General features: G+C 68.9%; 20 protein-coding genes. 13 read left to right on the top strand and 7 right to left on the bottom strand.

Annotated features, from left to right (window positions below; translation table 11 throughout):
* The first annotated feature begins 354 nt into the window (after nt 1-354).
* Nucleotides 355-1,077 (top strand): class I SAM-dependent methyltransferase, encoded by a 723-nt coding sequence (locus LzC2_RS00190; RefSeq protein WP_171182469.1) that lies wholly within the window; start codon nt 355-357, stop codon nt 1,075-1,077.
* A gap of 41 nt (nt 1,078-1,118) precedes the next feature.
* Here the strand turns inward: LzC2_RS00190 and LzC2_RS00185 are convergent, their stop codons facing one another.
* Together LzC2_RS00185 and LzC2_RS00180 are read right to left on the bottom strand one after the other, a co-directional pair.
* The gene (locus LzC2_RS00185) at nt 1,119-2,087 is read right to left on the bottom strand and encodes a cytochrome c (protein ID WP_171182468.1); all 969 of its coding nucleotides are present in this window, start codon (nt 2,085-2,087) and stop codon (nt 1,119-1,121) included.
* Entirely contained in the window at nt 2,084-3,481 is a 1,398-nt protein-coding gene (locus tag LzC2_RS00180; protein ID WP_171182467.1) for an outer membrane protein assembly factor BamB family protein, read from the bottom strand. The genes LzC2_RS00185 and LzC2_RS00180 overlap by 4 nt, the downstream gene beginning before the upstream one ends.
* A gap of 104 nt (nt 3,482-3,585) precedes the next feature.
* On the opposite strand from LzC2_RS00180, the gene LzC2_RS00175 reads away from it, so the two are divergent.
* The 3 genes from LzC2_RS00175 to LzC2_RS00165 all read left to right on the top strand — a co-directional run bounded on the left by LzC2_RS00175 (nt 3,586) and on the right by LzC2_RS00165 (nt 7,767).
* A complete protein-coding gene (locus tag LzC2_RS00175; protein ID WP_171182466.1) occupies nt 3,586-6,450 on the top strand; it encodes an aconitate hydratase in 2,865 nt (954 codons plus the stop codon).
* Complete coding sequence (locus LzC2_RS00170) at nt 6,447-7,037, top strand: hypothetical protein (RefSeq protein WP_171182465.1); 591 nt, start codon at nt 6,447-6,449, stop codon at nt 7,035-7,037. The genes LzC2_RS00175 and LzC2_RS00170 overlap by 4 nt, the downstream gene beginning before the upstream one ends.
* Before the next feature lie 226 nt (nt 7,038-7,263).
* Nucleotides 7,264-7,767: a hypothetical protein gene (locus tag LzC2_RS00165; protein WP_171182464.1), complete on the top strand. Its 504-nt coding sequence runs from the start codon at nt 7,264-7,266 to the stop codon at nt 7,765-7,767.
* 16 nt (nt 7,768-7,783) lie between these two features.
* On the opposite strand, the gene LzC2_RS00160 is transcribed toward LzC2_RS00165, so the two are convergent.
* On the bottom strand, nt 7,784-8,281 hold the full coding sequence (locus LzC2_RS00160) for an MOSC domain-containing protein (protein WP_171182463.1): 498 nt from the start codon (nt 8,279-8,281) through the stop codon (nt 7,784-7,786).
* 5 nt (nt 8,282-8,286) lie between these two features.
* Between LzC2_RS00160 and mch the strand changes: the two genes are divergently transcribed.
* The 3 genes from mch (at nt 8,287) to LzC2_RS00145 (ending at nt 11,305) form a co-directional block, all read left to right on the top strand.
* The gene (gene mch / locus LzC2_RS00155) at nt 8,287-9,366 is read left to right on the top strand and encodes a methenyltetrahydromethanopterin cyclohydrolase (protein ID WP_246254589.1); all 1,080 of its coding nucleotides are present in this window, start codon (nt 8,287-8,289) and stop codon (nt 9,364-9,366) included.
* Nucleotides 9,367-9,437: 71 nt separating this feature from the next.
* Entirely contained in the window at nt 9,438-10,253 is an 816-nt protein-coding gene (locus LzC2_RS00150; RefSeq protein ID WP_171182461.1) for a HEAT repeat domain-containing protein, read from the top strand.
* A gap of 92 nt (nt 10,254-10,345) precedes the next feature.
* Entirely contained in the window at nt 10,346-11,305 is a 960-nt protein-coding gene (locus LzC2_RS00145; protein WP_171182460.1) for an inositol monophosphatase family protein, read from the top strand.
* Between the two features lie 88 nt (nt 11,306-11,393).
* Here LzC2_RS00145 and LzC2_RS00140 read toward each other — a convergent pair whose 3' ends face one another.
* Nucleotides 11,394-11,927 (bottom strand): peptidylprolyl isomerase, encoded by a 534-nt coding sequence (locus LzC2_RS00140; protein ID WP_171182459.1) that lies wholly within the window; start codon nt 11,925-11,927, stop codon nt 11,394-11,396.
* A gap of 83 nt (nt 11,928-12,010) precedes the next feature.
* Between LzC2_RS00140 and LzC2_RS00135 the strand changes: the two genes are divergently transcribed.
* Nucleotides 12,011-12,823 carry a Bax inhibitor-1/YccA family protein gene (locus tag LzC2_RS00135; RefSeq protein ID WP_246254588.1) on the top strand — a complete coding sequence of 271 codons (813 nt, stop codon included), beginning with the start codon at nt 12,011-12,013 and terminating at the stop codon, nt 12,821-12,823.
* A 160-nt stretch (nt 12,824-12,983) separates the two neighbouring features.
* Here the strand turns inward: LzC2_RS00135 and leuB are convergent, their stop codons facing one another.
* Complete coding sequence (gene leuB, locus LzC2_RS00130; RefSeq protein ID WP_171182458.1) at nt 12,984-14,060, bottom strand: 3-isopropylmalate dehydrogenase; 1,077 nt, start codon at nt 14,058-14,060, stop codon at nt 12,984-12,986.
* Nucleotides 14,061-14,163: 103 nt separating this feature from the next.
* On the opposite strand from leuB, the gene LzC2_RS00125 reads away from it, so the two are divergent.
* Complete coding sequence (locus LzC2_RS00125; protein WP_171182457.1) at nt 14,164-14,541, top strand: hypothetical protein; 378 nt, start codon at nt 14,164-14,166, stop codon at nt 14,539-14,541.
* Here the strand turns inward: LzC2_RS00125 and LzC2_RS00120 are convergent.
* Nucleotides 14,477-15,175 (bottom strand): DOMON domain-containing protein, encoded by a 699-nt coding sequence (locus tag LzC2_RS00120; RefSeq protein ID WP_171182456.1) that lies wholly within the window; start codon nt 15,173-15,175, stop codon nt 14,477-14,479. The genes LzC2_RS00125 and LzC2_RS00120 overlap by 65 nt on opposite strands.
* Before the next feature lie 37 nt (nt 15,176-15,212).
* Between LzC2_RS00120 and LzC2_RS00115 the strand changes: the two genes are divergently transcribed.
* The 3 genes from LzC2_RS00115 (at nt 15,213) to LzC2_RS00105 (ending at nt 19,504) form a co-directional block, all read left to right on the top strand.
* Nucleotides 15,213-17,792: an AAA family ATPase gene (locus tag LzC2_RS00115; RefSeq protein WP_171182455.1), complete on the top strand. Its 2,580-nt coding sequence runs from the start codon at nt 15,213-15,215 to the stop codon at nt 17,790-17,792.
* A 38-nt stretch (nt 17,793-17,830) separates the two neighbouring features.
* On the top strand, nt 17,831-18,340 hold the full coding sequence (locus LzC2_RS00110) for a hypothetical protein (RefSeq protein WP_206678502.1): 510 nt from the start codon (nt 17,831-17,833) through the stop codon (nt 18,338-18,340).
* 105 nt (nt 18,341-18,445) lie between these two features.
* Entirely contained in the window at nt 18,446-19,504 is a 1,059-nt protein-coding gene (locus LzC2_RS00105; protein ID WP_171182453.1) for a tetratricopeptide repeat protein, read from the top strand.
* Here the strand turns inward: LzC2_RS00105 and LzC2_RS00100 are convergent.
* On the bottom strand, nt 19,494-21,923 hold the full coding sequence (locus LzC2_RS00100) for a ComEC/Rec2 family competence protein (protein ID WP_171182452.1): 2,430 nt from the start codon (nt 21,921-21,923) through the stop codon (nt 19,494-19,496). The two genes, LzC2_RS00105 and LzC2_RS00100, sit on opposite strands and share 11 nt — an antisense overlap.
* Nucleotides 21,924-22,021: 98 nt before the next feature.
* Here LzC2_RS00100 and LzC2_RS00095 point away from each other — a divergent pair, with 98 nt between their 5' ends.
* Nucleotides 22,022-22,435 (top strand): GlsB/YeaQ/YmgE family stress response membrane protein, encoded by a 414-nt coding sequence (locus LzC2_RS00095; RefSeq protein WP_246254587.1) that lies wholly within the window; start codon nt 22,022-22,024, stop codon nt 22,433-22,435.
* Nucleotides 22,436-22,457 lie beyond the last annotated feature (22 nt).

The raw sequence follows: 22,457 nt of genomic DNA, 5'->3' as shown, positions 1-22,457 counted from the left end.
GGGTGGGAGACCGAGCGAGTATCGTGCGGCCGGCGCCGCGCTTCAACCCTTACCCCATCGGTCGAACCGTCCCCGGGTCGGCCCCAACCGCAGACACGGGCATCGGTTACGTTGCCCCGCTCCCCCCGCCCCGTCATAACGGTGCAGTTCCGTCGGTTGAGGTACGCCTTGCTTCCCCCCCCGCTCCCCGTCGCTCCGCCGCCTGGTCAGTCCGGACTCGACAACGAAGCCGATCGTATCGGACCTCCGAGTCCGGCGGACCGCGTCGTTCGTCAACTGCGGCGGCTCCCTCGTCGGTTCGCGGCCCGGCGGCGCCTCGCCAATCGGGATCGGCGTGCGGGGCAGGCTCCGGTCGTGGAGCGTTCGGAAGGTCAGAACCGCGATCTCACGCGTCGCTTGTACGACGGACCGGCCGGCGCCGTGCTGGCGTTGGCGAGCGCCGTCAGCCTGCACGAGCCGTTGATCGGCCAACTGCTCAAGGCTCCTCCCCCGGGGCGTGGCGAAGAGCGGCGGCCGCCCCGATTTGACGTGACGCGGTTCCGCGACGTGCTGGACGTGGGCAGCGGGGCCGGGCAGATCCTCGGCCATCTCATTCGCGAAGCCTCGCCGGACGCCCGCTTGACGGCGTTCGATCTCTCCAAGCAGATGCTGCGACGGTCGCGGCGTCGGATGGAGGCTCGCTCCGTCCGCCACGGTCACGAGCCGGGGTACGTCGCCGGCGATATGCTGCGGATGCCGTTCGTCGACGGGGCGTTCGATTGCGTTACGGCCGGATGGGTGTTGGAACACCTCCCCGATCCGGCGCCGGGGTTGGAAGAGATGGCCCGCGTGCTGCGTCCGGGCGGTCGCCTGCTGCTGCTTTGCACGGCGGACAACGTCACCGGTCAATGGAACAGCCGGACCTGGAAGTGCCGGACCTACAACCCGGACGAACTCGCGGCGGCGTGTGCCGCCGCCGGGCTGCCGTGGGTGCGGCGCCACCACCTCAGCCCCGTCCACAAGGCGTTGAAGTTCGGCGGGATCATCGTCGAGTGTGAACGCGTCGCCGATGAACCGAGTCCGCCCCAACCGCGGTAGCAGCCGGACCGAGACACGAGACCTCCCGCCACAACGCCGCCTCAGTTGCGGTATTCGCCGTGACAGTCGGAGCAGGTCTGCGATAGGCGTCGACGGGCCGCGTCGAACGTGTCGAAGTCCTGGCCGACCGCTGCGGCCGTTTCCGAGGCGGCCTTCGTCATCTTTTTTGAGAGCGCGACGAATTCCTGCTCGAAGCCCCAGCCGTGCGATTCGTCGGCGCTGACTTCGCTCAGCACCGACAGAACCCGCGCCTCGCGCTCGACGGCCTCCTTATTCGCCTCCATCAGCTGGGCGGAGGACGCCAGCGCCTTGAGCGAGTCGACGCCCACCTGAAAACGCTTCATGATCAGGTTGAAGTCGGCAGCCTCCGCGAAGTCCACCACCTCGCCGCCGCCGGCCCCGCCGCCGTTGAGCAGCGCATCCAGCGTCCGCAGCGGATCGGCCACCTGCTTCTGACCGCCGGCGCCGCGGCGAAGCTGGGTCTCGTTGATCTCGGCGGCCTTTCGAGCCAGCGCCGCGGCGTTGTCCGACCACGCCACGCCTTTGTCGTAGCGGGATCCGACCGCGAAGAGCGAACCGAGTTCCGCGGCCGCCGGCGGGATCGACAGGTAGGCGTTGTTGTAGGTCTGCACGTCGCGGCTGTTTCTGGCCAGTTCCTCCATGACGGCGCGGACCTGGGCGTCGAGCGCATCCGGCGGAAGCAGCGCCGCCCAATCGACGGCGGCGGTCTCCGGCTCGTCCGAACCGCCGACCGCGACCGCATCGACCGGCCCGCCCGTGACCGGCGCTTCCGCCGGATTCATCACCGCGGAGGGCGCAACCGGGGCGGCGCCGGGCACGGGCGTCTGGTCTTCGAATACAGCAAACGGGTCCGGGAAGAACACGTCCGCCGGCACCTCCGGGAACTTCGGTTTCGCACTCCCGTCGCCCTGCTGGGCGACGGCCAGCGCCGGAATGCTCGCCGCGAGGAGACAGCCGCTGGTGAGGCGGAACGGCAGGCGGAGTGTCATTTCGTCGTTCCTTCGGGGTGATAGAACCGCAGCGTGTGCTCCGTCCGCAGCACGAGTCCGCCGCCGGCGAGCGCGGGCGTCGCCCACACGCCCTCGTCCAAGCTCGTTTTCTCTTCGACCTTCAATTCGATCGGGGCGCCGGCCCTGCCGCGGAAGATGCCGGTGCTCAGCGTCGCGGCCGTTCCTTCCTTGCCGAACGTGAAGATCGCGCCGGCCATGACCGGCGAGGACCAGTAGGAATCGCCCAGGCGAACGCGCGATTCGACCTCGCCTCCAGCGGCAGGCTCGGAACGGCCCAGGTGAATGAGCGATGCAACGCCGCCGTCGTCGACCGTGAGGACATGGTCGGAGTCCAGCCTGAGCGGCGACGTGCGCTTCGGGGCCGACTTGTTCGAAGACCAGACGAGCTTCGGAGGACTCGCCTTCGACGTGCCGGCCTGAGCGGATTCGGCGTCCAGAGCGTCCTCCACAGTCAGCATCGCCATCGAGGTCGGCGCATCTCCGGTGGTGACGAGGATCGCAGGTCCGCCCTGAAATGGATCCGGTTCGTCCATCACCTGCGGAGCGCTCCCGGAGTTCATCCCGCCGTGCTTGATTCGCCAGACGCGCTCCCCGGTGGCAGGATCGAGGAAGTCCGTCGCGATGGCGCCGGTCGTCACGACCAGGGTGCGGCCGCCGATCTCGGCCAAGACCGGAGTCCCGTACGCCTTCCGCAGGTCCGGCACGACTTCCTGCACCTCCGGGTTGCGATTCGTCCGCCACAACGTCTCGCCGGTCGCCGCGTCCAGCGCGACGACGTACTGGTCGTCCTCCCCCACGCCGTCGAACGGCACGATCAGCCGCGGACTCAAACCGTCGACCTGCACCAGCAGCGGGGAGGACGCCGGGCCGCGGAAGTGATCGCATTCAAAGTCGCGACGCTCCCACACCACATGCCCGTTCGCGGGATCGAGGCGGGCGGTGCCGTACTTGCCGAAATGCACGAAGACCGCTTCGTTCGTCGCGACCGGCGTGCAGCTGGCGTAGGTGTTGGTGGGGTGGGTGAAGTCCGGCTCGGCGACGCGAAACAGCTTTCGCAGCCAGCGGCGCTCGCCGGTGGCGAGGTCGTAGGCCAGCACGTCCATCTGCGTGCCGTCGGGCATCGCCGTGGGGACGTAAATCGTCGGTCCTTCCGGGCCGTCCGCGACGACCGGGCTGCCCCAACCGCGGCCCGGTACGTCCACCTGCCAGCGGAGATACTTCGATTGGATGAGATCCGCCGGCAGCGGGTCGGTTCCCACGCCGCTGCCGTTCGGACCGCGGAACATCGGCCATTCGCCGGGCGTGAGCGTCTCGCCGGCGTCCGCGGGTCCGGCGAACACGACGGCCGCAGCGATCAACAGGGCGGAAGACATCGGCAGTCAGGCATACGGGGGCGGAGCGGTGTCGATCATCCACGGAGGCGGCTAGGATCGGCAACCGTACACCTGCATTCACGCCCGCGTCCTCGCCCACTCCGATGTCCCAGTCGCACAACCCCTTCGGCGCCCGCCAATCGTTTGCCACGGCCGGCGGTTCGATGGACTACTACAGCCTGCCGAAACTGGCCGAGGCGGGGATGTGCGACCTCGATTCGATCCCCTTCAGCGTCCGAGTGCTGCTGGAGAGCCTGCTGCGAAACGTGGACGGGTTCGCCGTCACCGAGGACGACGTCGCCGGGTTGGCGAAGTACGACGCGGCGAACGTGAACCGGACGGAGATCCCCTTCAAGCCCGGCCGGGTCGTCCTGCAGGACTTCACCGGCGTGCCCGCGGTGGTGGACCTGGCGGCGCTCCGCAGCGCGATGGTGCGGATGGGCGGCGACCCGGCGAAGATCAACCCGCTGGTGCCCTGCGACCTCGTCGTCGACCACAGCGTGCAGGTGGACGCCTTCGCAACCAAGTTCGCCCTCGCCACGAACGTCGAACGGGAGTTCGAGCGCAACAACGAGCGCTACGAACTGCTGCACTGGGCACAGAAAGCGTTCGACAACTTCCGGGTCGTCCCCCCCGCGACGGGTATCGTCCACCAGGTGAATCTGGAGTACCTCGCGGACGTGGTGCTGACGAAGGACGGGGTCGCCTACCCGGACAGCCTCGTCGGGACTGACAGCCACACAACGATGATCAACGGCCTCGGCGTGGTCGGCTGGGGCGTGGGCGGCATCGAAGCGGAGGCCGTCATGCTCGGCCAGCCGATCTACATGCTGACGCCCGAAGTCGTCGGCTTTGAGCTGACCGGGACGCTGCCGGAAGGCGCCACCGCGACGGACCTCGTGTTGACCGTGGTCCAGATGCTCCGCGAGCACGGCGTGGTGGGGAAATTCGTCGAGTTCCACGGCTCGGCCTTGGCTTCGATGAGCCTCGCGGACCGGGCGACGATCGCCAACATGGCCCCCGAGTACGGGGCGACGATGGGCTTCTTCCCCGTCGACGGCGAGACTCTGGACTACCTCCGCCGCACCGGCCGCCCGGCGGAACTGGTGGACACCGTCGAGCGGTACACCAAGGAGAACGGGCTGTTCCTCGGCTCGAACGCCAAGACGCCCACCTACTCCAGCCACCTGACGCTGGATATCGGCACGGTGGTCCCCTGCCTCGCCGGCCCGAAGCGGCCGCAGGACCGCATTCCGCTGAACGAGATGAAGGACACCTGGGCGACGGCGCTCAAGCAGACCTTCGCCAAGTCGAGCACGACCATTGAGGACAACCCGGTCGGCGGCTGGACCGAGGAGGGCGGCCAGCCCGCCGGACAGGTCGGCAACCACCCGAACGGCAAGGACGGCGGATCGCCCGTTCAGCCGACCGCGGGAGCGACGTTGGAAGCGGTCGCCGCCCCGGACGGTTCCGTGGTGAAGGAGGCGGTCGTGGACCCCGGGTTCGACGGCGTCGAAGTGTTCCTTGAGGACGAGACGTTCAAATTGAAGCACGGCAGCGTCGTGATCGCCGCGATCACCTCCTGCACGAACACGTCCAACCCCTCCGTGATGGTCGGCGCCGGGCTGCTCGCTCGGAAAGCCCGGCAGCGCGGACTCACCCGCAAGCCCTGGGTAAAGACCTCGCTGGCCCCGGGGAGCCGTGTCGTCACGGACTACCTCGACAAGAGCGGCCTGAGCGAAGACCTCAACGCCCTCGGCTTCCAGACGGTCGGCTACGGCTGCACGACCTGCATCGGCAACTCCGGCCCGCTGCCGGCGCCGATCAGCGAGGCGATCAACAAGCACGACCTCGTCGCCACCTCGGTCCTCTCCGGGAACCGTAACTTCGAGGGGCGCATCAGCCCGGACGTGAAGGCGAACTACCTCGCCTCGCCCCCGCTGGTGGTCGCCTACGCCATCGCCGGGACGACGGATATCGACCTCACCGCCCAGCCGCTGGGCGACGACGCCGACGGCAACCCGGTCTATCTGTCGGACCTGTGGCCGGACGCGCAGGAGATCAAGGACACCATCGCCGCCAGCAGCTCCCCGGACGATTACCGGGAGCAGTACGCCAAGGCGACCGAAGGTCCGGAGGAATGGCGGAGCATTCAAAGCCCCGACGGGCAGATCTACGACTGGGAGGACAGCAGCACCTATATTCAGGAGCCGCCCTTCTTCGTCGACATGCCGGAGACGCCCGCGGACACCGCCAGCATCAACGGCGCCCGCTGTCTCGTGAAGGTCGGCGACAGCGTCACGACCGACCACATCTCCCCCGCCGGCGCCATCAAGCCGAGCAGTCCGGCCGGCGAATACCTTCAGGAACGCGGCGTGCCGGTGGCGGAGTTCAACTCTTACGGCTCTCGCCGCGGCAACGATCGCGTGATGACCCGCGGCACGTTCGCCAACATCCGCCTGCGGAACGAAATGGCCCCCGGTACCGAGGGCTCCGTCACCACGCACCTGCCGACGGGCGAGCAGACCAGCATTTACGAAGCCTCCCGCCGGTACATCGAGGCCGGCACCCCGTTGATCGTGCTGGCCGGCAAAGAGTACGGCACCGGTTCCTCCCGCGACTGGGCCGCCAAGGGCACCAACCTGCTCGGCATTCAGGCCGTCATCGCGGAGAGCTACGAGCGGATTCACCGCAGCAACCTCGTCGGTATGGGCGTGCTCCCGTTGCAGTACCGCGAGGGCGAATCCGCCGAGGCGCTCGGCCTGACCGGGAAAGAAACCTTCGACCTGCACCTCGAAGCGGAGCTGAAGCCCGGCCAGCCGGTGGAGGTGATCGCGCGGGGCGACGACGGCGAGGAGACGATGTTCACCGTCGCCTGTCGGATCGATACCCCGGTCGAAGTGGACTACCACAAGCACGGGGGCATCCTGCACTACGTGCTGCGGCAGTTGGCGAAGGGCGAGGGATGACCTCCCCCGCGGAAGGCGACGCCCCGCCGCCCGTGACGGCGGGCGACGTGCTGGACGCCGTACTCCGGGAGCCGTTCGAGCCGTTCCTGCTCAGAACCGCGGCGGGCGAGTCGCTCGCCGTGCTCGACCCCGGGGACGCGACGTTCAGCGCGACGACCGCGTGCGTACGGGAGGGACTTTCGAGCTATCGCTCCGTCCGGTTCGCCGACGTCGCCGCGATCGAGTTGCTTCCGAACCGGACGATTTTGGATCAGCCGGTCCGCAGGGATCGGATTTCAAGCCTCCCCCCCGGGTGGATTTTTGGCTTGCGGATCGCGGCGGCCACGCTCGTCCCCCTGTGGCTCGCGGCCCCGCTGCTGATGGGCTTTATCGCCGTCGCCGACGCGATGAACCCCGAATGGCTCGTCGTCTGGTTCTGGATCCTCGCGTTCGGCTTTCCGCTTGTACTGGGCGCCGTGGCGGCGCCCCTGCCACAGCCCTGGCTGTGGCGAATCCCGGCAGCGATCGCCTACGTCATGGTCGAATCGGGGTTGATGTCAGCTTGGCTCCTGCTCCTGGAGTACCTCGAAGTGATCGGCGGGCTGTAGCCGAGATCGCCGGCCATGCTCCAGTACGCGGACGGTCGCGGCCCGAGTTTGCGGATTGAATCGTTCGCGCCCACGGCTCTCGCGCGGTTCACGAAAACCTGCTCGATTGTCCGATCCTTCACAATTGCCCGGCGGTCGGTCGCTTGGCGGATCCTAGAGTTGACGACCGGGGATTTTCCCGGGCAAACTTTGCGTCCCTTGCCTAATTCCTACGGAGGATTCCTCGGTGTTTATCCCGACCCTCCCCCCCCCTGCACCCAACGTGCACATCACCGCTGCGGACTGGGATCACGCCCGCTCGACCGAAGAACGGGAAGGTTGGTCGGCCGAACGGCTGATGGCCTTGCCGGTGCCGGAGGACAGCCTGCAGTCCTGCCGCGAGGCCCTGGTGCGGAGCTGCCGGGACTGCCCGGACTTTCAAGCGGCCGTGAGCAGCCTCATGGAAGCCGGCCCGTCGGAGATCGCCGCGATGGCGGGGTTACTGCACGAGGAACGTTTCGGCCTGATGTTGCAGGAACTCGCCGCGACGGCTCGAACCTGCGGCATGGGCCAGGCGGGCGAACTGCAGATGATCCCCCGAACCGTCGAGGTCTCGGAGAACCCGCTGCGTCCCGTGGTGAAGCGGCTCAGCAAACAGGCGAAGCTCCGCGATTCCGGCGGGGTGACCCTCCCGCTGATCGTGGGCCGCAGCCTCGTCGAATGGTCGCAGATCTGCACCGGCACGGCGTAGCCGCGATCGGGCTGACTCACGTAGCTTCGATCACATCGCCGATCCGCAACGTCCCGGGTTCGAGTACACGGGCCGTGATGCCGCCGTGCCCGCGGACGGCGTTGTACCCGCCGGGGCCGAAGTAGTACTCCATCCGGCTGCATGGGTGACACAAGCCGGTGCCCTCCAGCAACACATCGCCCACCCGGAACCGCCGGTTCTTCACCGCCAGCAAGGGGAACCCGGCGACGCACAGATTCCGCCGGAGTTTGGCCGGGGTGACGATTCTCGCTGAACCGTCCGCAGTCGGGGTGAGCATCGCGGCGATCGCCGGGAGATGTTCGGCCTGAATCAACGTCACCTGCCGCTTGCCGGTCCCGCGAAGACTGTGGTGGTCGCCGTCGAGGCCGGTGCCGACCCGGCAGATCGCGTCGGCCGGTTCGAGCAGCGTCATTCGGCGGCCCGGCGACAGGCCGATCCATTCCAGCCGGCCGACCTGCGGGATCGAAGCGAGCAGATCGGGTACGGTCTGCATGAACAATGCTCCCGGCACAGTTGTACGAACGGCATCGGCCCCCCTTGGCGAAACGCAAGAAACAGTCCCCTTCCCCCGGCCGCAAGGCGGCGGGCGCCAAACCCGGCGGCGGCAGTCCGCCCGGCGGGTTGCTGAACCGCCGCGCCGCCCGGTTGGCGGACTTCACGATGAAGCGGCTGGACGACCTCGGCGTCGACCTGCTGCGGCTCTCGACCGGCACCACGGTCCTCGACTTCGGCGCCCACGCCCCCGGCGGGTTGGAGGCCGGCATCGTGCTGGCCCGACTCTCCTCGGCGGACCTGTTGGACGTGTCGATCGATTCGGGGACGCTCGCCGGTCGCCCATGGCCGCACGCGGCGGTGCGGACGGACGATCCTATCTCGGCCTGCCTGCGTTGTCAGTACGCGGGTCGGAAGGTGGAGCTGGCCGACTCCAGCGGCGGGCAGTTCTTCGCGATGGCCTCCGGCCCGCTGCGGGCGGCCTGCGACGAAGAAGAACTGATTCGCAAACTCGGCGGCTCGGAAGAGGCCCGCCGAGCGGTCGGCGTGCTGGAGACCCGCCAAATCCCGCCGCCGAACGTCGCCGCCCATCTTGCGGAGTCCGCCGGCCTCGCCCCGGACAAACTCATCCTCTGTATCGCTCCCACGGCGAGCCTCGCCGGCACGGTGCAGATCGCCGCCCGCAGCGTGGAGACGGCGCTGCACAAGCTCGACGCCCTCGGCTTCGACGTCGGCCGGGTGCGCAGCGGCGTCGGCTCCGCCCCGCTGGCCCCCGCCGGCGGCGAAGACTCGGTTGCGTTGGGACGAACGAACGATTCGATCCTCTACGGCGCCCGCGTCACGTTGTGGATCGAAGCGGATCAGGCGGAACTGCGCGATCTCGTGTCCAAGGTTCCGTCCGAGTCCAGCCCGCAACACGGCCGCCCGTTCGCCGAGTTGCTCGCCGAAGCCGGCGGGAACTTCTACGACTTGGACCCGCTGCTGTTCAGCCCGGCGCAGGTCACCCTGATCGGCCTCCGCGACGGCTCCGCCGTGTCCGCGGGCACGCTAAGGGAGGATCTTCTGGCGCGTTCCTTCGGCTTGTAGTCGGCCGGGTTCGTTGCGAGTTGATAGGTTGAGCCGCCCTACCGCTCGCCTTCCGGCGTCCGTCGCAGCCGATGTCGAAGTTTTCGTTCGCCTATCTCCTGTGTGCGGCGCTGGTCCCGTCCGCCGCCGCCCAACCGCTGTCTCCCCAGACTGACAGCGTGGAGGCGGCCGTCATCAACGCCGACTACGTGTTCGTCGCGCGGGTGATCCGGGACGACCTCCCCGAGCAGGACGGGGAACCGGATTATGGCCGCAACACCGTGGTCCTCGTGGAAGAGACGCTCAAGCAGCCCTTTCGCGAGGATACGCCATATACCCAGGTCCAGCAGTTTCTCCGCTATCCCGATGCCGTCGTCGCCCGGTGGAAGAAGCAACAGACCCGACTGCTGCTGACGAGTTCGGACGAAACACATAAGGTAAGCGTTATCTCGCTGAAACCGGGCGACGTCGAGGCGATGACCGCAGACCTCACGCTGCTCAGGGATCCGGCGGAGGTGCTTCGGGTCGCCCGCACCGCGATTCGTGAGACGCCGCCGGGCGTGCGGCGGGTTCACACGTTCGGTCTGCAAGCGCCTCGGGAGACGGTTCAAAACACGGACTGGGAGCCGTTCTACGACGCAGGGGGACGCCTGAGCGTGAACGTGCCGGTGGACGATCGGCTGAGAGACCGTGCCTTTCGCAACCTCAATTCCGACGACCCGCAGACGCGGGCGGAAGCCGCACGGGCGCTACGGTACTTTGATTCCGAGGAAGCGGCCGCACGGCTCCGCGCGCTGCTGGATGACGCCGCCGGTGAGATCCCCGCCGCTCGCCGCGAGGCGGTCGCGACGCTCCGGCGGTGGGGGGAGTCCTTGGAATCGCGAGGCGAGGACGCCCCCGTCGAGTAGGAGTCGCGCACGCGGGATTAGGAGCCGCCGAACCGGCCACCGGGGTCATCGGCGAGCGAGCGTTCGGACGCGGCCCGCTCTACTATCTTCGCATGAATCAGCCAGTTCCTGCCGAAGTCGCCGCGGCCCTGCATGCCCATCTGCCCGCCGTCTTCCGCTGGGCGGGACGGGTGGCGTCGCGGATGCGGCAGTTCGACATCGCCGTCGCCGGCAAGATCAGCGGATCCAGTAACACCGACGCCCTCACCCTCGCCGATCTGACGGTGCAGGAATTGGTCGTCACGGCCCTCCGCGATCTCGATCCACGGTTTCTGGCCTGTCGCATCGAGGCGGAGGAAGCGACCGGCCCGCTGGAGGCGTTCGCGACCGATTCGCCGCTGACGCTGTGCCTCGATCCGATCGACGGCACGAAGCAGTACCGCGATCACGCCGGCGACGGCTGGGCGGTGATGCTCAATCTGCGGACCGAGGACGCGGTCCACTATTCCCTCACCTTCGTGCCGGATGCGGGAGCACACGGTCGATGGGTCGAGTGCGTCGGCGCCGGTCCCGGCGCCAAAGTGCGCTGCGGGGACGACGATCCCTCCCGCCCCGCCGGAGCGGCGCTTGCTTCGTTCGCTCCCCGGCCCACGCCGGCCGCGCCGCCGTCGGGGTCAAAGAAGATCTACGTCATCGGCTTCCAACACCGCGATCCCGCCGCCGCGGCGGCGATCACCGCGGCGGGCTTGGAGGGCGTCGTCGCCGACGAAACTCCCGGCAGCATCTACGACCTGATGGCGACCGGCGCCTTCGCCGGGTCGTTAATTCATTCCCCCAACGTCTACGACTATCCCGCCGCCGCCCAGATCGCCGCCGCCTTCGGCGGCGGCAGCGTCTGGTGCGACACCGGCGAACCGGTTCATTACCGGGAGCTGTGGATGGACGACCGAGCGGACATGCTCCGTCTCCCCCGCGTCGTCGCTACTGCCAACGATCCGGCGACGTTAGCGACGCTTCAGGCAGTCGGCCGGGACTGGCATCCGGAGCGCTACCGCGACGGCGAAGCGTTGTGAAATCTCAAGACCAAGAAATCAAGATCCCAAAGCGATCGACTGCTCGTCATTTGGTTCTTGAGTTCTTGGTCTTGGAGCTTCGCTGACTTCAGCCGACGACTTCGGCGGACGCCTTTTCGATCTTCACTTCGTCCAGCGGGCGATCGCCGGTGTTGGTCTCGACGGCGCCGATCTTGGCGACCGTCGCCATGCTCTCCTCGTCCGCGACCTTGCCGAACGCGGTGTATTGGTTGTTGAGGAAGCTGGTGTCGCCCGGCAAGCAGATGAAGAACTGGCTGCCGGCGCTGTTCGGATCCTGGCTGCGGGCCATGCTGAGCACGCCCGGCTCGTGCGGGAGGTCGTTGAACTCCGCGTCGATCTGATAGCCCGGGCCGCCGGTGCCGGTGCCGGTCGGGTCGCCGCCCTGGATCATGAACCCGTCGATCACCCGGTGAAAGATGCAGTCGTCGTAGAAGCCGACCTTCGCCAGGCCGACCATGTTCTTGCAGTGACCGGGCGCCTTGTCGGACCGCAGGTCGAGGCGGATCGGACCGGCGGTGGTGTTGAGGGTGACTCGGTACTGCTTGGCGGGATCGAAGTCGGCGGTGTGCTTTTCGACGTCGGACTTGTAGTTCTTGGCCACGGTGCGGATCAGCTGCAGGTTTGAGGGTTTGTCCCCCCAGCCTACCGGTCCAGGCCGACGCCCCCAACCGCCCCGAGCGCGTCTTGGGTCGTTTCCTGCTGGACCCGCCGGTCAATGCGACGGACACTTCCCTCACGGAATCATCCCCCACCTGTCTCGAGATCCCTCCGATGAGCTTCGGCGGCGCCGCTGACGATTACGAACTGTCCTCCGGCTACGGCTTCGCGGCGGACGCCGCGCGGTCGGAGCGGGCGACGTTCATCCGCCGGACCTACGCCCACTTGCTGACCGCGGTGCTGATCTTCTGCGGGATCGAGGGCATCTTTCAGACCGTCGAGCCGTTGGAACGGCTCCTCGTCGGTTTGATCGGCGGACACTGGTACATCGCGTTCTTCCTGTTCATGGGCGCCTCCTGGCTCGCCCAGTCCTGGGCCAGTTCGGACGCCTCCTCCACCGGCAAGCAGTATCTCGGCCTCGGTCTCTACGTCCTCGCGGAAGCGCTGATCTTCGTGCCGTTGCTGTGGTACGCGAAGCAACTGGACGGCAACGTGCTGCCGATGGCCGGACTGATTACGGCGGTGATCTTCGGCGGACTATCGGCCGCGGTGTTCGTATCGGGGGCGGACTTCTCGTTTCTCCGCGGCGCCTTGGCGATCGGCAGCTTCGCGGCGTTCGGGGTCATCATCGCCGGCTGGCTGTTCGGGTTCAGTCTGGGCCTGTGGTTCAGCGTCGGGATGATCGTGCTGATGAGCGGATCGATCCTCTACAACACCTCGAACGTGCTGCATCACTACCGCACGCACCAGCATGTCGCCGCCAGCCTCGCGCTGTTCGCCAGCGTCGCGACGCTGTTCTACTACGTGGTGATGCTGCTCGGCTTCGCCGGCGACGACTGATCGCCAGGGAGGCGAGCGGGGGGCGTCAGCCCCCTGAGCCTTTGAGTTTGGTACAAAGCAAAGCGACCCGGACGCTCGGAGCGTCCGGGTCGCTTTTTATTTGCCTGTCGAACGATTCAGGGCACGGGGGGCTGACGCCCCGCCGCTCGCCTTGGCTCGCTCAGATGCGTTCCAGCACCGCGTCGGCGGCTTCGGTGGTGGTCACGGACGCGGCGCCGGCGGCGATGTCGGCGGTGCGAACGCCGGAGCCGACGGCGTCATGCACGGCCCCCTCAACCGCGGCCGCTTCGTCCGGCAAGCCGAGGCCGTCGCGCAGCAGCATCGCCGTGCACAGAATCGTCGCCAGCGGATTGGCCTTACCGGTGCCGGCGATGTCCGGGGCGGAGCCGTGAATCGGCTCGAACAGCCCCGGGCCGCCGCCCTCGCTCTTCGGAGCGCCCAGCGAGGCGCTCGGCAGCAGGCCCAATGACCCGGGCAGCATGCTGGCTTCGTCGGTAAGAATGTCGCCGAACAGGTTGCCGGTGACGACGACGTCGAAGTCCCGCGGTCGCACCAGCAGATGCATCGCCATCGCATCGACCAGCACGTGCTCCAGCGTCACGTCCGGGAACTCGTCGGCCAGCACGCGGGTCGTCACGCTCCGCCACAAGCGGGAGGGTTCGAGGACGTTCGCTTTGTCGACGCTGGTCAGGCGACCGCCGCGGCCTTGGGCGAGCCTGGCGGCCAGACGGACGATCCGTTCGACCTCCGCCTCGGAGTAGACCATCTCCTGATAGGCCGTCTTGCCGTCGTCGCGGCGGCCGCTGTCGCCGAAATACACGCCGCCGGTCAGCTCGCGGACGAACAGGATGTCTGTCCCGCGGACGATGTCCGTCTTCAGCGGCGAGGCGTCGACGAGGGCGTCCAGCGGCTTGATCGGCCGCAGGTTGGCGAACAGGCCGAGCTCCTTCCGAATCCTCAGCAGCCCCTGCTCCGGACGCACTGCGGCGTTCGGATCGTCCCACTTCGGTCCGCCGACGGCGCCGAGCAGAATCGCGTCGGCCTGTTTGCAGGCCTTGAGCGTGTCCGGGGGGAGAGGATCGCCGACCGCGTCGATTGCGGCGCCGCCGATCAGATGTTCGGACAACTCGAACGTGTGACTGAACCGGTCCGCGACGGCCTGCAACACGCGGACGGCTTCGGCGACGATCTCCGGGCCGATGCCGTCACCGGGGAGTAGAGCGATTCGGGCGTGCATCAGGCGGGGGGCGGGTCGAACGCGGAGAGGGAGGGGACGTGCGGATCGCGCCGGCAGGACCGGCGGGCGGTTCGGGGCCGAAGGGTGGGCCTGCGGCCGGTCGATGTCCACCGCACGGACCGCCCCCTTCGCCCGCCCCCCGCCGAAAGCCGACGCCGTGCTCCGCGCTTGTTTCTTCGCCGTCGGCCTGTGGGTGCTGCTGGGCGGACTCTCCCTGGCGTTCGTCGAGCGCTGCTCGCTGCGGCTCGGACCGGACTGGGACGGCGATCTGCCGTTCACGAGCGTCGAAGACGAGACGCTCTGGCTCGACCCGCCGCTGTGGGCGTCCTTCGCCGCGACCTCGCTGGGCGCCGTGATGACGCTCTACGCCGCCGCGTTGCCCTGGCGGCCCCACGACGACGAGCACTTCGACCACTTCAATTCGAGAGGGCCGCACGGGTCCAGAGGCTGGGGTCGTGGGCGGTGGGGAACGCCTCACTGACCGTCAACGGCTGCGAACCGAGTTCCCCGTCCGTCACGACCGTGTGCAACGCGATCGTCGTACTTCGGGACGGATCAAACCCGGGGAGCTGCTCCGCGGGGAGAAACGCCGCGAGTTCGTAGTCTCCGCCGCGTTCGACCGTCGCCTGCAGCGGAATCGGCAGCGGCTCAGCAACGGACGCGTCCCCCGTCTTCATGATCGGCGACTCGTAAACGCCCGGCTTGCCGACGCGGCCGACCCGAGGCAGCAGAGCAAAGCGACGGCAATATTTGCCGGCGCGATGCGACGTGCCGGTGGGGCGGGTATCGATCCACAGGTGCAGCCCGTCGCCGCCGCTGACCGCTTTCGCCGACGCCTCCGGCTTGCGGGACTTGCCTTCGACCCGACAGGCGATCGCCAGTCCGGCCGGCGTCCAACCGACCTTCACCACCGCAAACCGCGGCAAATCGTCCAACCCGCCGAAGTGCGGCAATTCCGCCGCGGGGGGCAGATCGAACGGCGGTTCGAGCAGGTCGTCCCCCACACGCGGGAGATCGACCTCGAATCGCGCGAGGAACGCGGCGGGCACGGGACGATCCGCTCCGCTGGCGGCGGGAGCGGTCGGAACGGCGGGGGCGGGGACGGCGGCGGGCATGCCGCTATCGTACCGATCGCCCCTCATCCGTCTTCGATTGTTCCGCCCCGCCATGCACGAGCGTCCGCCGATCCGCGTCGTCGGCGCCCGCGTCCACAATCTGCGGAACGTTTCCGTCGAGTTCCCCGCCGGCGAACTGACCGTCCTCTCGGGCGTCAGCGGCAGCGGTAAGAGCTCCCTCGCCTTCGATACGGTCCACGCCGAAGGCCAGCGCCGGTTTCTCGCCACGGCTTCCCCCAAGGCTCGGGCCGCCGTGGCGAAGCTGGATCGCCCGGAGGTCGATGCGGTCGAGAACCTCCCGCCGGTGATCGCGATCGGGCAATCCGATCCCACTGCCGGGCCGCGGACCACGCTGGCGACGCTCGTCGGTCTGCACGATCTGTTTCGCCTGCTCTGGGCCGGCGCCGGCGTTCCGCACGACCCCGAGACCGGCGATCCGCTCGTCCGACACACGGTCCGGCAGGTCGTCGATCGGATCTTCGCGTTGCCGGAACGTACGAAGCTGATGGTCCTCGCCCCGGCCGGCGAAGCGGTCGGCGCCGAAGACGATCGCGTAATCTATGAACAGGCGTTAAAGGAGGGGTTCGTACGCTGCGACGTGGGCGGCGAGTCCTTCGAGACGGCGGAACTGGCTGCCGGCGAAGCCACGCCGAGCGGCGCCGTGGGCGTCGTGATCGACCGCGCGATCGTGAAACCGGGCGCCGAGGACCGGGTGCGGGAGAGCGTCGATCTGGCGGCGTCCCGATCCGGTGGAGCGGTCTCGTTGCGATTCACCGACGCCGACGCCCCCGGCGGCTGGCAGACCGAGGACTATCGCACCCGCCTGATCGATCCGGCGACCGGCGGGGAGCGGCGGCCGCTGACGCCGCAGTCGTTCAGCTTCCACTCCCCCCGCGGCGCCTGTCCGGCGTGCGGCGGCACAGGACTCGCCGATCCCGACGCCCAGGCGAGCCGCCTCGGCCTCCCGGCGCCCTGCCCGGCGTGCGACGGCCAGCGGCTCAACCCAGAGTCCTTGGCGACGCGGTTGGACGGCCTGACGATCGGCGGAGCGGCCCGCCTCTCCGTCGATGCGGCGGCGGAGCGATTCGCGGCGCTGGAGGCCCGTGCAACTGACGGTAAGGCGGAGCTATCGGCCGGCGGAGACGAGGTCGTCGCCCGTCTGCTGCCTGAAGTGAGCCGCCTGTTCACCGGACTGCGGAAAGTGGGGCTGGGATATCTCACGCTCGACCGGCGGGCCGGGACGCTGTCCGGCGGGGAATATCGCCGCTCGCGGCTGGCCGGGGCCCTGGGCGAACGCACGAGCGGGGGATGCTTCGTGCTGGACGAGCCGACCGTCGGCCTACACCCCGCCGATGCGGATCGCCTGTGGGAGGCGCTCGTCGAACTGCGCGACGCCGGCAACACGGTGCTGCTCGTGGAGCACGACCCGGACCTCATTCGGCGTGCCGACCGTTTGATCGACCTCGGCCCCGGCGCCGGTGCCGAAGGCGGCACGATCTGCGACACGGGAACGCCCGCGGAGGTCTTCGCTCGCGGCGACTCCCCCACCGCCCTCGCCGTAGCCGGAGAGTCCGGGACTCCCGCCCGAAACACCCTGACTCCGCCAAGGGAGTCGTTGACTCTCGCAGACGCCCGGCTGCACTCGCTTCAGGGAGTCACGCTGCGCGTGCCGCACGGCCGGCTGACGGCGGTGACGGGCGTGAGCGGTTCGGGAAAGTCGTCGCTGGTGGCCGGGTTGCTCGTGCCGGCGGTGCGGGCGGCGCTGTCCCCGTCGGCTCATCCGCCGCCCGCTTCGTTCTACGGATCGCTCCTCGGTTTGGAGCCGATCGGACGACTCGCGGAGGTGGACCAATCGCGCCTGGGGGGTTCGGCTCGAAGCTGCCCCGCGACGGCGAGCGGCGTGTGGACGGAAATCCGCAAGCTGTTGGCCCGCACGCGGGACGCCCGGCGACTCGGTTTTACCGCGAGCCGCTTCAGCCCCGCCAATCGTGCGGGGCGCTGCCCGGAGTGTCGTGGCCGCGGCTTTCGCACGCTGAAAATGGACTTCCTGCCCTCCTCCACGACCGTGTGCGGCGCCTGCCGCGGGGCGCGATTCAATCCGCAAACCCTCGCCGTGCGATGGAAGGGCCGGACGGCCGGGGATCTGCTGGCGATGCGGGCTGGCGAGGCGGCCGAGACGTTCGCGGAGGTCACGCCGATCGCGCGCGTGCTCGAGACGTTCGTGGAGGTCGGGCTGGGCTATCTGCCGTTAGGACAGCCCGCCAGCACGCTCTCCGGCGGGGAGGCCCAGCGGGTGCGACTGGCCGCCGCGCTCGCCGACCCGGGGGCGACGCCGACGTTATTCGTGCTGGACGAACCGACGGCGGGCCTGCATCCGCTCGACGTGGCCAGGTTGACGGAACTGTTGCTGCGGTTGGTCGAACGGGGACACACGGCCCTGTGCGTCGAACACGACCCCGACCTGATTGCCCGCTGCGATCACATCGTGGAACTCGGCCCGGGCGCCGGACCGGCCGGCGGGCGACTGATCGCAGAGGGAACTCCGCGGGAGATCGCCGAACGGGAAACGCCGACAGGTGCGGCGCTGGCGGCCCGATTCGCACGCACCGATCGCTAGGATGGTCCGCCCTTCCCCGATTCGAATGCTCCCCCGCCGTGATGAGTCCCGACGAGTCCGCCGACGGCCTGCCCGCCGCCCCGCCCGTCCCCGTGCCCGAGGGATGGACCGCGGAGCGGGACGGCGGGACGCTGACGCTGATTACGCCGGACACCTGCTTCTGGACCTTCACCGCGATCCCGGGCGGCCCGGACCCCGCCGACGCGGTGGACAGCGCCGTCGCTGGATTGCGGGACGAGTACGAAGATTTTGAAAGCGAGCCGCTGCCGGCTCCTCCGCTGGTCGAAGGGGAGTCCGGGCTGGACACCGCATTCTTCTGTCTGGACAGCACCGTCGCGGCGCGAGTCCGGGCGTTCCGCGATGCCGGCGTGACGTACGTTCTGTTCTACCAGGGAGTCGACCGCGAGATTGAGGAGCGGCGGCGGGAACTCGAAGCCCTCAGCCGACGGGCGGTGCGCGCGGTCACCGGTTCCTCGCTCACGGAGATGGCCGGCCCCGGATCGGACGAATCCGGGGCGTCGTCCGCCCCCTTTAAGTTGCCTCGCTAGCCGCTTTTCTTCCCAAGGGTGAGTCCGGGGGGCTGCGCCGCTTTCGCGGGGGTGTGAAGAGGTCTAGGCTGCGGCGTCGTCGATTCTTCCCATCGGACGTTCGCCATGTCTGCTCCGTCTGCCTCAGAGCTGTCGTCCGCTGCGAAGGCTCACGCTGCGGCGGGGCGGCGAGACGAGGCCGCCGACACCTACGAGGCCGCCGCGGCCGCGGCTCCGATGGACGTCGAGTTGCACATGGCCGCGGGCGGATCGGCCTTCGCAGCCGGGCGATTCGAGCGGGCCGTCGAATTATTCGAGAAAGTCACGCGGCTCACACCGGCCCACTGCCGGGCACTGATCAACATCGGGGCGATCCACAATCGCACCAAGGAGTACAAGCAGGCGGAGAAGGTGCTGCTCAAGGCGATTGCCGTGGATCACACGGTCGCCGAAGCGTTCTACAATCTCGGCATCGCGCGGCGGAAACTCAGTCGCAACAAGCTCGCTGCGGAGGCGTACCGGGAGGCGGTTCGACTGGACCCGTCGTTCGCGGAGGCTCATCAGAATCTCGGCAACACGTTGCTCGATCTCGGCCGCGCGCGGGCGGCGGCGGCGGCGTTCCGCGAAGCCCTCCGTATTCGACCGGACTTCCCGAAGGCCAGCGCGGGGTTGCGGCGAGCCGAGTCCGACGCCGCGGAGAAGAAGGCCTCTTTGGCCTCGCTGGATCGGCTGGCGTCGCCCTCCGTGACGGCCGATCTCGCTCGCAAGGCGAAGGCCAACGCCCGCTGCTATCCGGAACTCTCCGCCAGCCGTCGCGCCATGGATCGGTTGCAGCTTCTCAAGCTGTCCGCCGCCGTCGAAACCGCGGCGGCAAGTTGGGGCGAGTGTTTGAAGGGCGATCTCCCGGGATCGCTCGCGAAGATGGAACATGCGATCGCCGGCTCTACAGGCACCACGCTCTCCGCCGCCTACGACGCCTTTGAACAGGCCGGGGAACAAGCCGAGACCGCAGCCACGGCCTATCGGGCGGAGATCGTCCAGGTTCGAGCCCATGAAGAACTGATCCGGGCGCCCAAGCTCCCCGCAGCGGCGGCGGCCGCTCCGGAATCTGAGGAACCGCCCTCCTCCGCCTCATCTCCGGCACTGATGGCGGGCGGCTCGGCCGCCCCGGAGGTCAACGGTTGAGGAACGACTCCGTTTTGACCGCCCCGTCCGGCGTGATCGTCACGGTGACGGCGCCGACCTCGGAGGTGAGGAACAGGTCGGCGGCGGGATAGACGCCGCGCAGGAACTCGGCATCCGCATGCTGAGCGCCGCTGACGGCCACGATCTTCGGTTCCAGTCGCTGCGCGAGCGATTGCGGATTCGCCCGCTTTCCGCCGTGGTGCGGAGCGAGCAAAAGATCGAGGCCCGGGCCAAAGCGATTGATGAAATCCGCAGCCAGTTCGTCCTGCGGACCGCCCTCTAGATCGCCGGGAAGCAGGAGGCGGCGACCGGCAAACTCGATCAGCAGGACGACGCTGCGTGCGTTGTCCGACTCTGCGGGTTTCATCTCCCGCTGCGGATGCAAAATGGTGAGAACCGCCGCGCCGGCGTCGCGCGTCAGTCCCCGTGCCAGCGCCGCGGTCGGCCAGTCCTTCGCAGCATCAAACGCCACTGCCGCGTCCGTCTGCCCGGACGCCGTGAAGTTCGGGCCGAAGGACACCCCGCCGACCGCCACGCCGCTCCACGCGGCCCCGTCCAAGAGTTCGGAGAGGCCGTTGAAGTGGTCGGCGTCCGCGTGGGAGATCACGATTTCATCAAGCCGCGTCCGGCCGCGGGCGCGCAACGCCGCGGCGACGGCGTCGGCGGCTCGCTCGCCCCCGGAGAGACTGCCGCAGTCGTACAGCAGCGTGTGTCCGTCGGGCAGTTCGATCAACGTCGCCGAACCGTGGCCGACGTCGAGAACCGTCACCCGCAATGATCCCGGCGGCAGATCGCCCGGCGCCAGGTACAGCGCCATCGCCCACCCGGCCCCGCCGAGAAACAACGCCGCGCGACCGATCGACGTGCGGACCGCAGCGATCGGAACCAGCAGCGACGCAGTCAGGCCCACGTACCACCCCGCCAGCCACCACCCCGGCGGCGGCGGCACGGCCGCGTGCCCGCCGGGGAGCGCCGCGGCGGCGTCTACGATCCACAGCAACGCCGTCAGGCCCGCGCCGAACGACACGCCCGGTCCCCAGGCCAGCGACGGAGCGACGATCAGCAGGCCGAGCGTCACGAATCCGCAGGCCAACAGCACCCCGAACGCCGGGAGCAGCAGGACGTTCAGCAGATAGCCGATCGGCGTCACCAAGCCGAAGTTTGCGGCGACCAGCGGTCCCGTCCACAGCGCGATGCCGGCCGTCAGGCGATAGCCGTCCCACAAGCGCTCTCCCAGTCCATACGGTCCGGCCGGCCAGAAGTGCGGACGGGTTGGAAAGACCCGGCGCCCCCATTCCAACCCGGCCACAGCGACGAACGACAGTTGCGTCCCCGCTTCGAACAGCGATGCCGGGGTGATCAGCAGCACGATGGCGACGGCGGCGCACAGCGTGTTGAACAGATCAAGCGTGCGGCGGGACCACCACGCCAGCGCCGCCAATAGCACGAACAGGACGGCCCGCAGGACCGGGGGGCGGAACTCCGCCAGCGTCGCGAACGCCCCGACGACGGCGACGCACGCCACGGCGGTGAGCGTCGGCCCGAACCCGATCAGCCGGCACAGCACCGCGGCGAACGCCGCCAGCATGCCGACGTGCAATCCGCTGATCGCGAGCAGGTGCATCGTGCCGCTGGCGACGAACCGCCGTCGGTCCTCCCGGCTGAGATCCGTCCGATCGCCTAATAGCAAGGCCTTCGCCGCCGCCGCGGCCCGCTCCGGCATCAGGCGTTCGATTTGACGGCCGCACCGCTTGCGGAGCCCGTCCAGTGGGGCGGAGAGGTTCCAGCCTTCAGAAAGCAACTCGACCGTCCCGGCGTCCGCGGACATCTCCCCCCGCACGCCCCGGCGCCGCAGTCCGGCACGGCGATCCCACTCGCCGGGGTTCCGCGGTCCGCGGACCGGTCCCAGCCATCCCAGAACCCGCACCCGGTCGCCCGCCCCGTACCCGGCCAGCGACCCTTCGACATAGAGGCGAACCGTCCCCGAACAGACGACCGGCCCCTCCTCGCCAAGCAACGATTCGCAGCGCACCTCCGCGATCGAGCGACGCGGATCCTCCCACGCGGGGCGGTCCGGGTCTTCGTACTCCCGCGGATCGGCCGCAAGCACGCCCGTGAGTCGGGCGAGTATCGCTTCCTCCCCCACACGTTTCGATACGTCGGTCTCCGGCACGGCGTACCACTGGAGATGATGGAGCGCCGCCCCGACTGCGACCAGTCCCAGCAGGACGGCCGCGCGTCGAGCCGCCGGCGCCGCGAGCGAAAACGCGATCGCCAGCCCGCCGACCGCGAGGACGACGGCAATCGGGGGCGCCAGCGCCCGATCCAAGCAGACGCCGACGGCCAGGGCCGCCGCAACGGCGACGGTGGGGCGCCGCGGTTCGCTCCGGGCGGCGGGGGCGTCGTTCGACCGGGGCACGTCGGATTGAAGCCGTCGCGCGCGGGGGGCCGCAAACGGAACCGGACGCGGCGGTCCGCTCCTGTCGATGAAGCGGGTCGAGCCGAAGTTTCGCCCCGATGACCGACCCGCCGGACCGACTGATGGACTTCGACCAGTTCCGCGGCGTGTTCAGCGCCGCCGCCCATGAGTTTCTGCTGTGGGTGGGCTTCGGCACGATCGTCGGCCTCTGCGCGAAGGCCGTGATGCCCGGCCGCGACCCCGGCGGGGCGATCGCCACGACGCTGATGGGCATCGCCGGCAGCGTGATCGGCTGCGGGGTGCTGATCTTCACGCTGGAACAACTCGGCCGCCGTCACGGACCAATCACGCCGATCAGCCCCGTCGGATTCGCTGCGGGGATCGCCGGAGCGTTCACGCTGCTGTTGTTCTACCGCCTGTTCTCCGGCCGGCTGTTGGTCGAAAGCGAAGACGGGGAGGAGTTGATGCACGACCGCGACCGCCGCCGCCGTCGGCGAAAACTGACGGCTTAGCAACGACTCGCGGCCCACCCCC

Source organism: Alienimonas chondri (assembly GCF_013036045.1).
GTDB classification, from domain to species: Bacteria; Planctomycetota; Planctomycetia; order Planctomycetales; family Planctomycetaceae; genus Alienimonas; species Alienimonas chondri.
This window is presented reverse-complemented; position numbering and strand designations above follow the sequence as displayed.

Coding starts and splice junctions, on each gene's coding strand:
- LzC2_RS00185 (WP_171182468.1), bottom strand. CDS start 2,087: ATGACACTCCGCCTGCCGTTCCGCCTCACCAGCGGCTGTCTCCTCGCG.
- LzC2_RS00180 (WP_171182467.1), bottom strand. CDS start 3,481: ATGTCTTCCGCCCTGTTGATCGCTGCGGCCGTCGTGTTCGCCGGACCC.
- LzC2_RS00175 (WP_171182466.1), top strand. CDS start 3,586: ATGTCCCAGTCGCACAACCCCTTCGGCGCCCGCCAATCGTTTGCCACG.
- LzC2_RS00170 (WP_171182465.1), top strand. CDS start 6,447: ATGACCTCCCCCGCGGAAGGCGACGCCCCGCCGCCCGTGACGGCGGGC.
- LzC2_RS00160 (WP_171182463.1), bottom strand. CDS start 8,281: ATGCAGACCGTACCCGATCTGCTCGCTTCGATCCCGCAGGTCGGCCGG.
- mch (WP_246254589.1), top strand. CDS start 8,287: ATGCTCCCGGCACAGTTGTACGAACGGCATCGGCCCCCCTTGGCGAAA.
- LzC2_RS00150 (WP_171182461.1), top strand. CDS start 9,438: ATGTCGAAGTTTTCGTTCGCCTATCTCCTGTGTGCGGCGCTGGTCCCG.
- LzC2_RS00145 (WP_171182460.1), top strand. CDS start 10,346: ATGAATCAGCCAGTTCCTGCCGAAGTCGCCGCGGCCCTGCATGCCCAT.
- leuB (WP_171182458.1), bottom strand. CDS start 14,060: ATGCACGCCCGAATCGCTCTACTCCCCGGTGACGGCATCGGCCCGGAG.
- LzC2_RS00125 (WP_171182457.1), top strand. CDS start 14,164: ATGTCCACCGCACGGACCGCCCCCTTCGCCCGCCCCCCGCCGAAAGCC.
- LzC2_RS00120 (WP_171182456.1), bottom strand. CDS start 15,175: ATGCCCGCCGCCGTCCCCGCCCCCGCCGTTCCGACCGCTCCCGCCGCC.
- LzC2_RS00105 (WP_171182453.1), top strand. CDS start 18,446: ATGTCTGCTCCGTCTGCCTCAGAGCTGTCGTCCGCTGCGAAGGCTCAC.
- LzC2_RS00095 (WP_246254587.1), top strand. CDS start 22,022: ATGACCGACCCGCCGGACCGACTGATGGACTTCGACCAGTTCCGCGGC.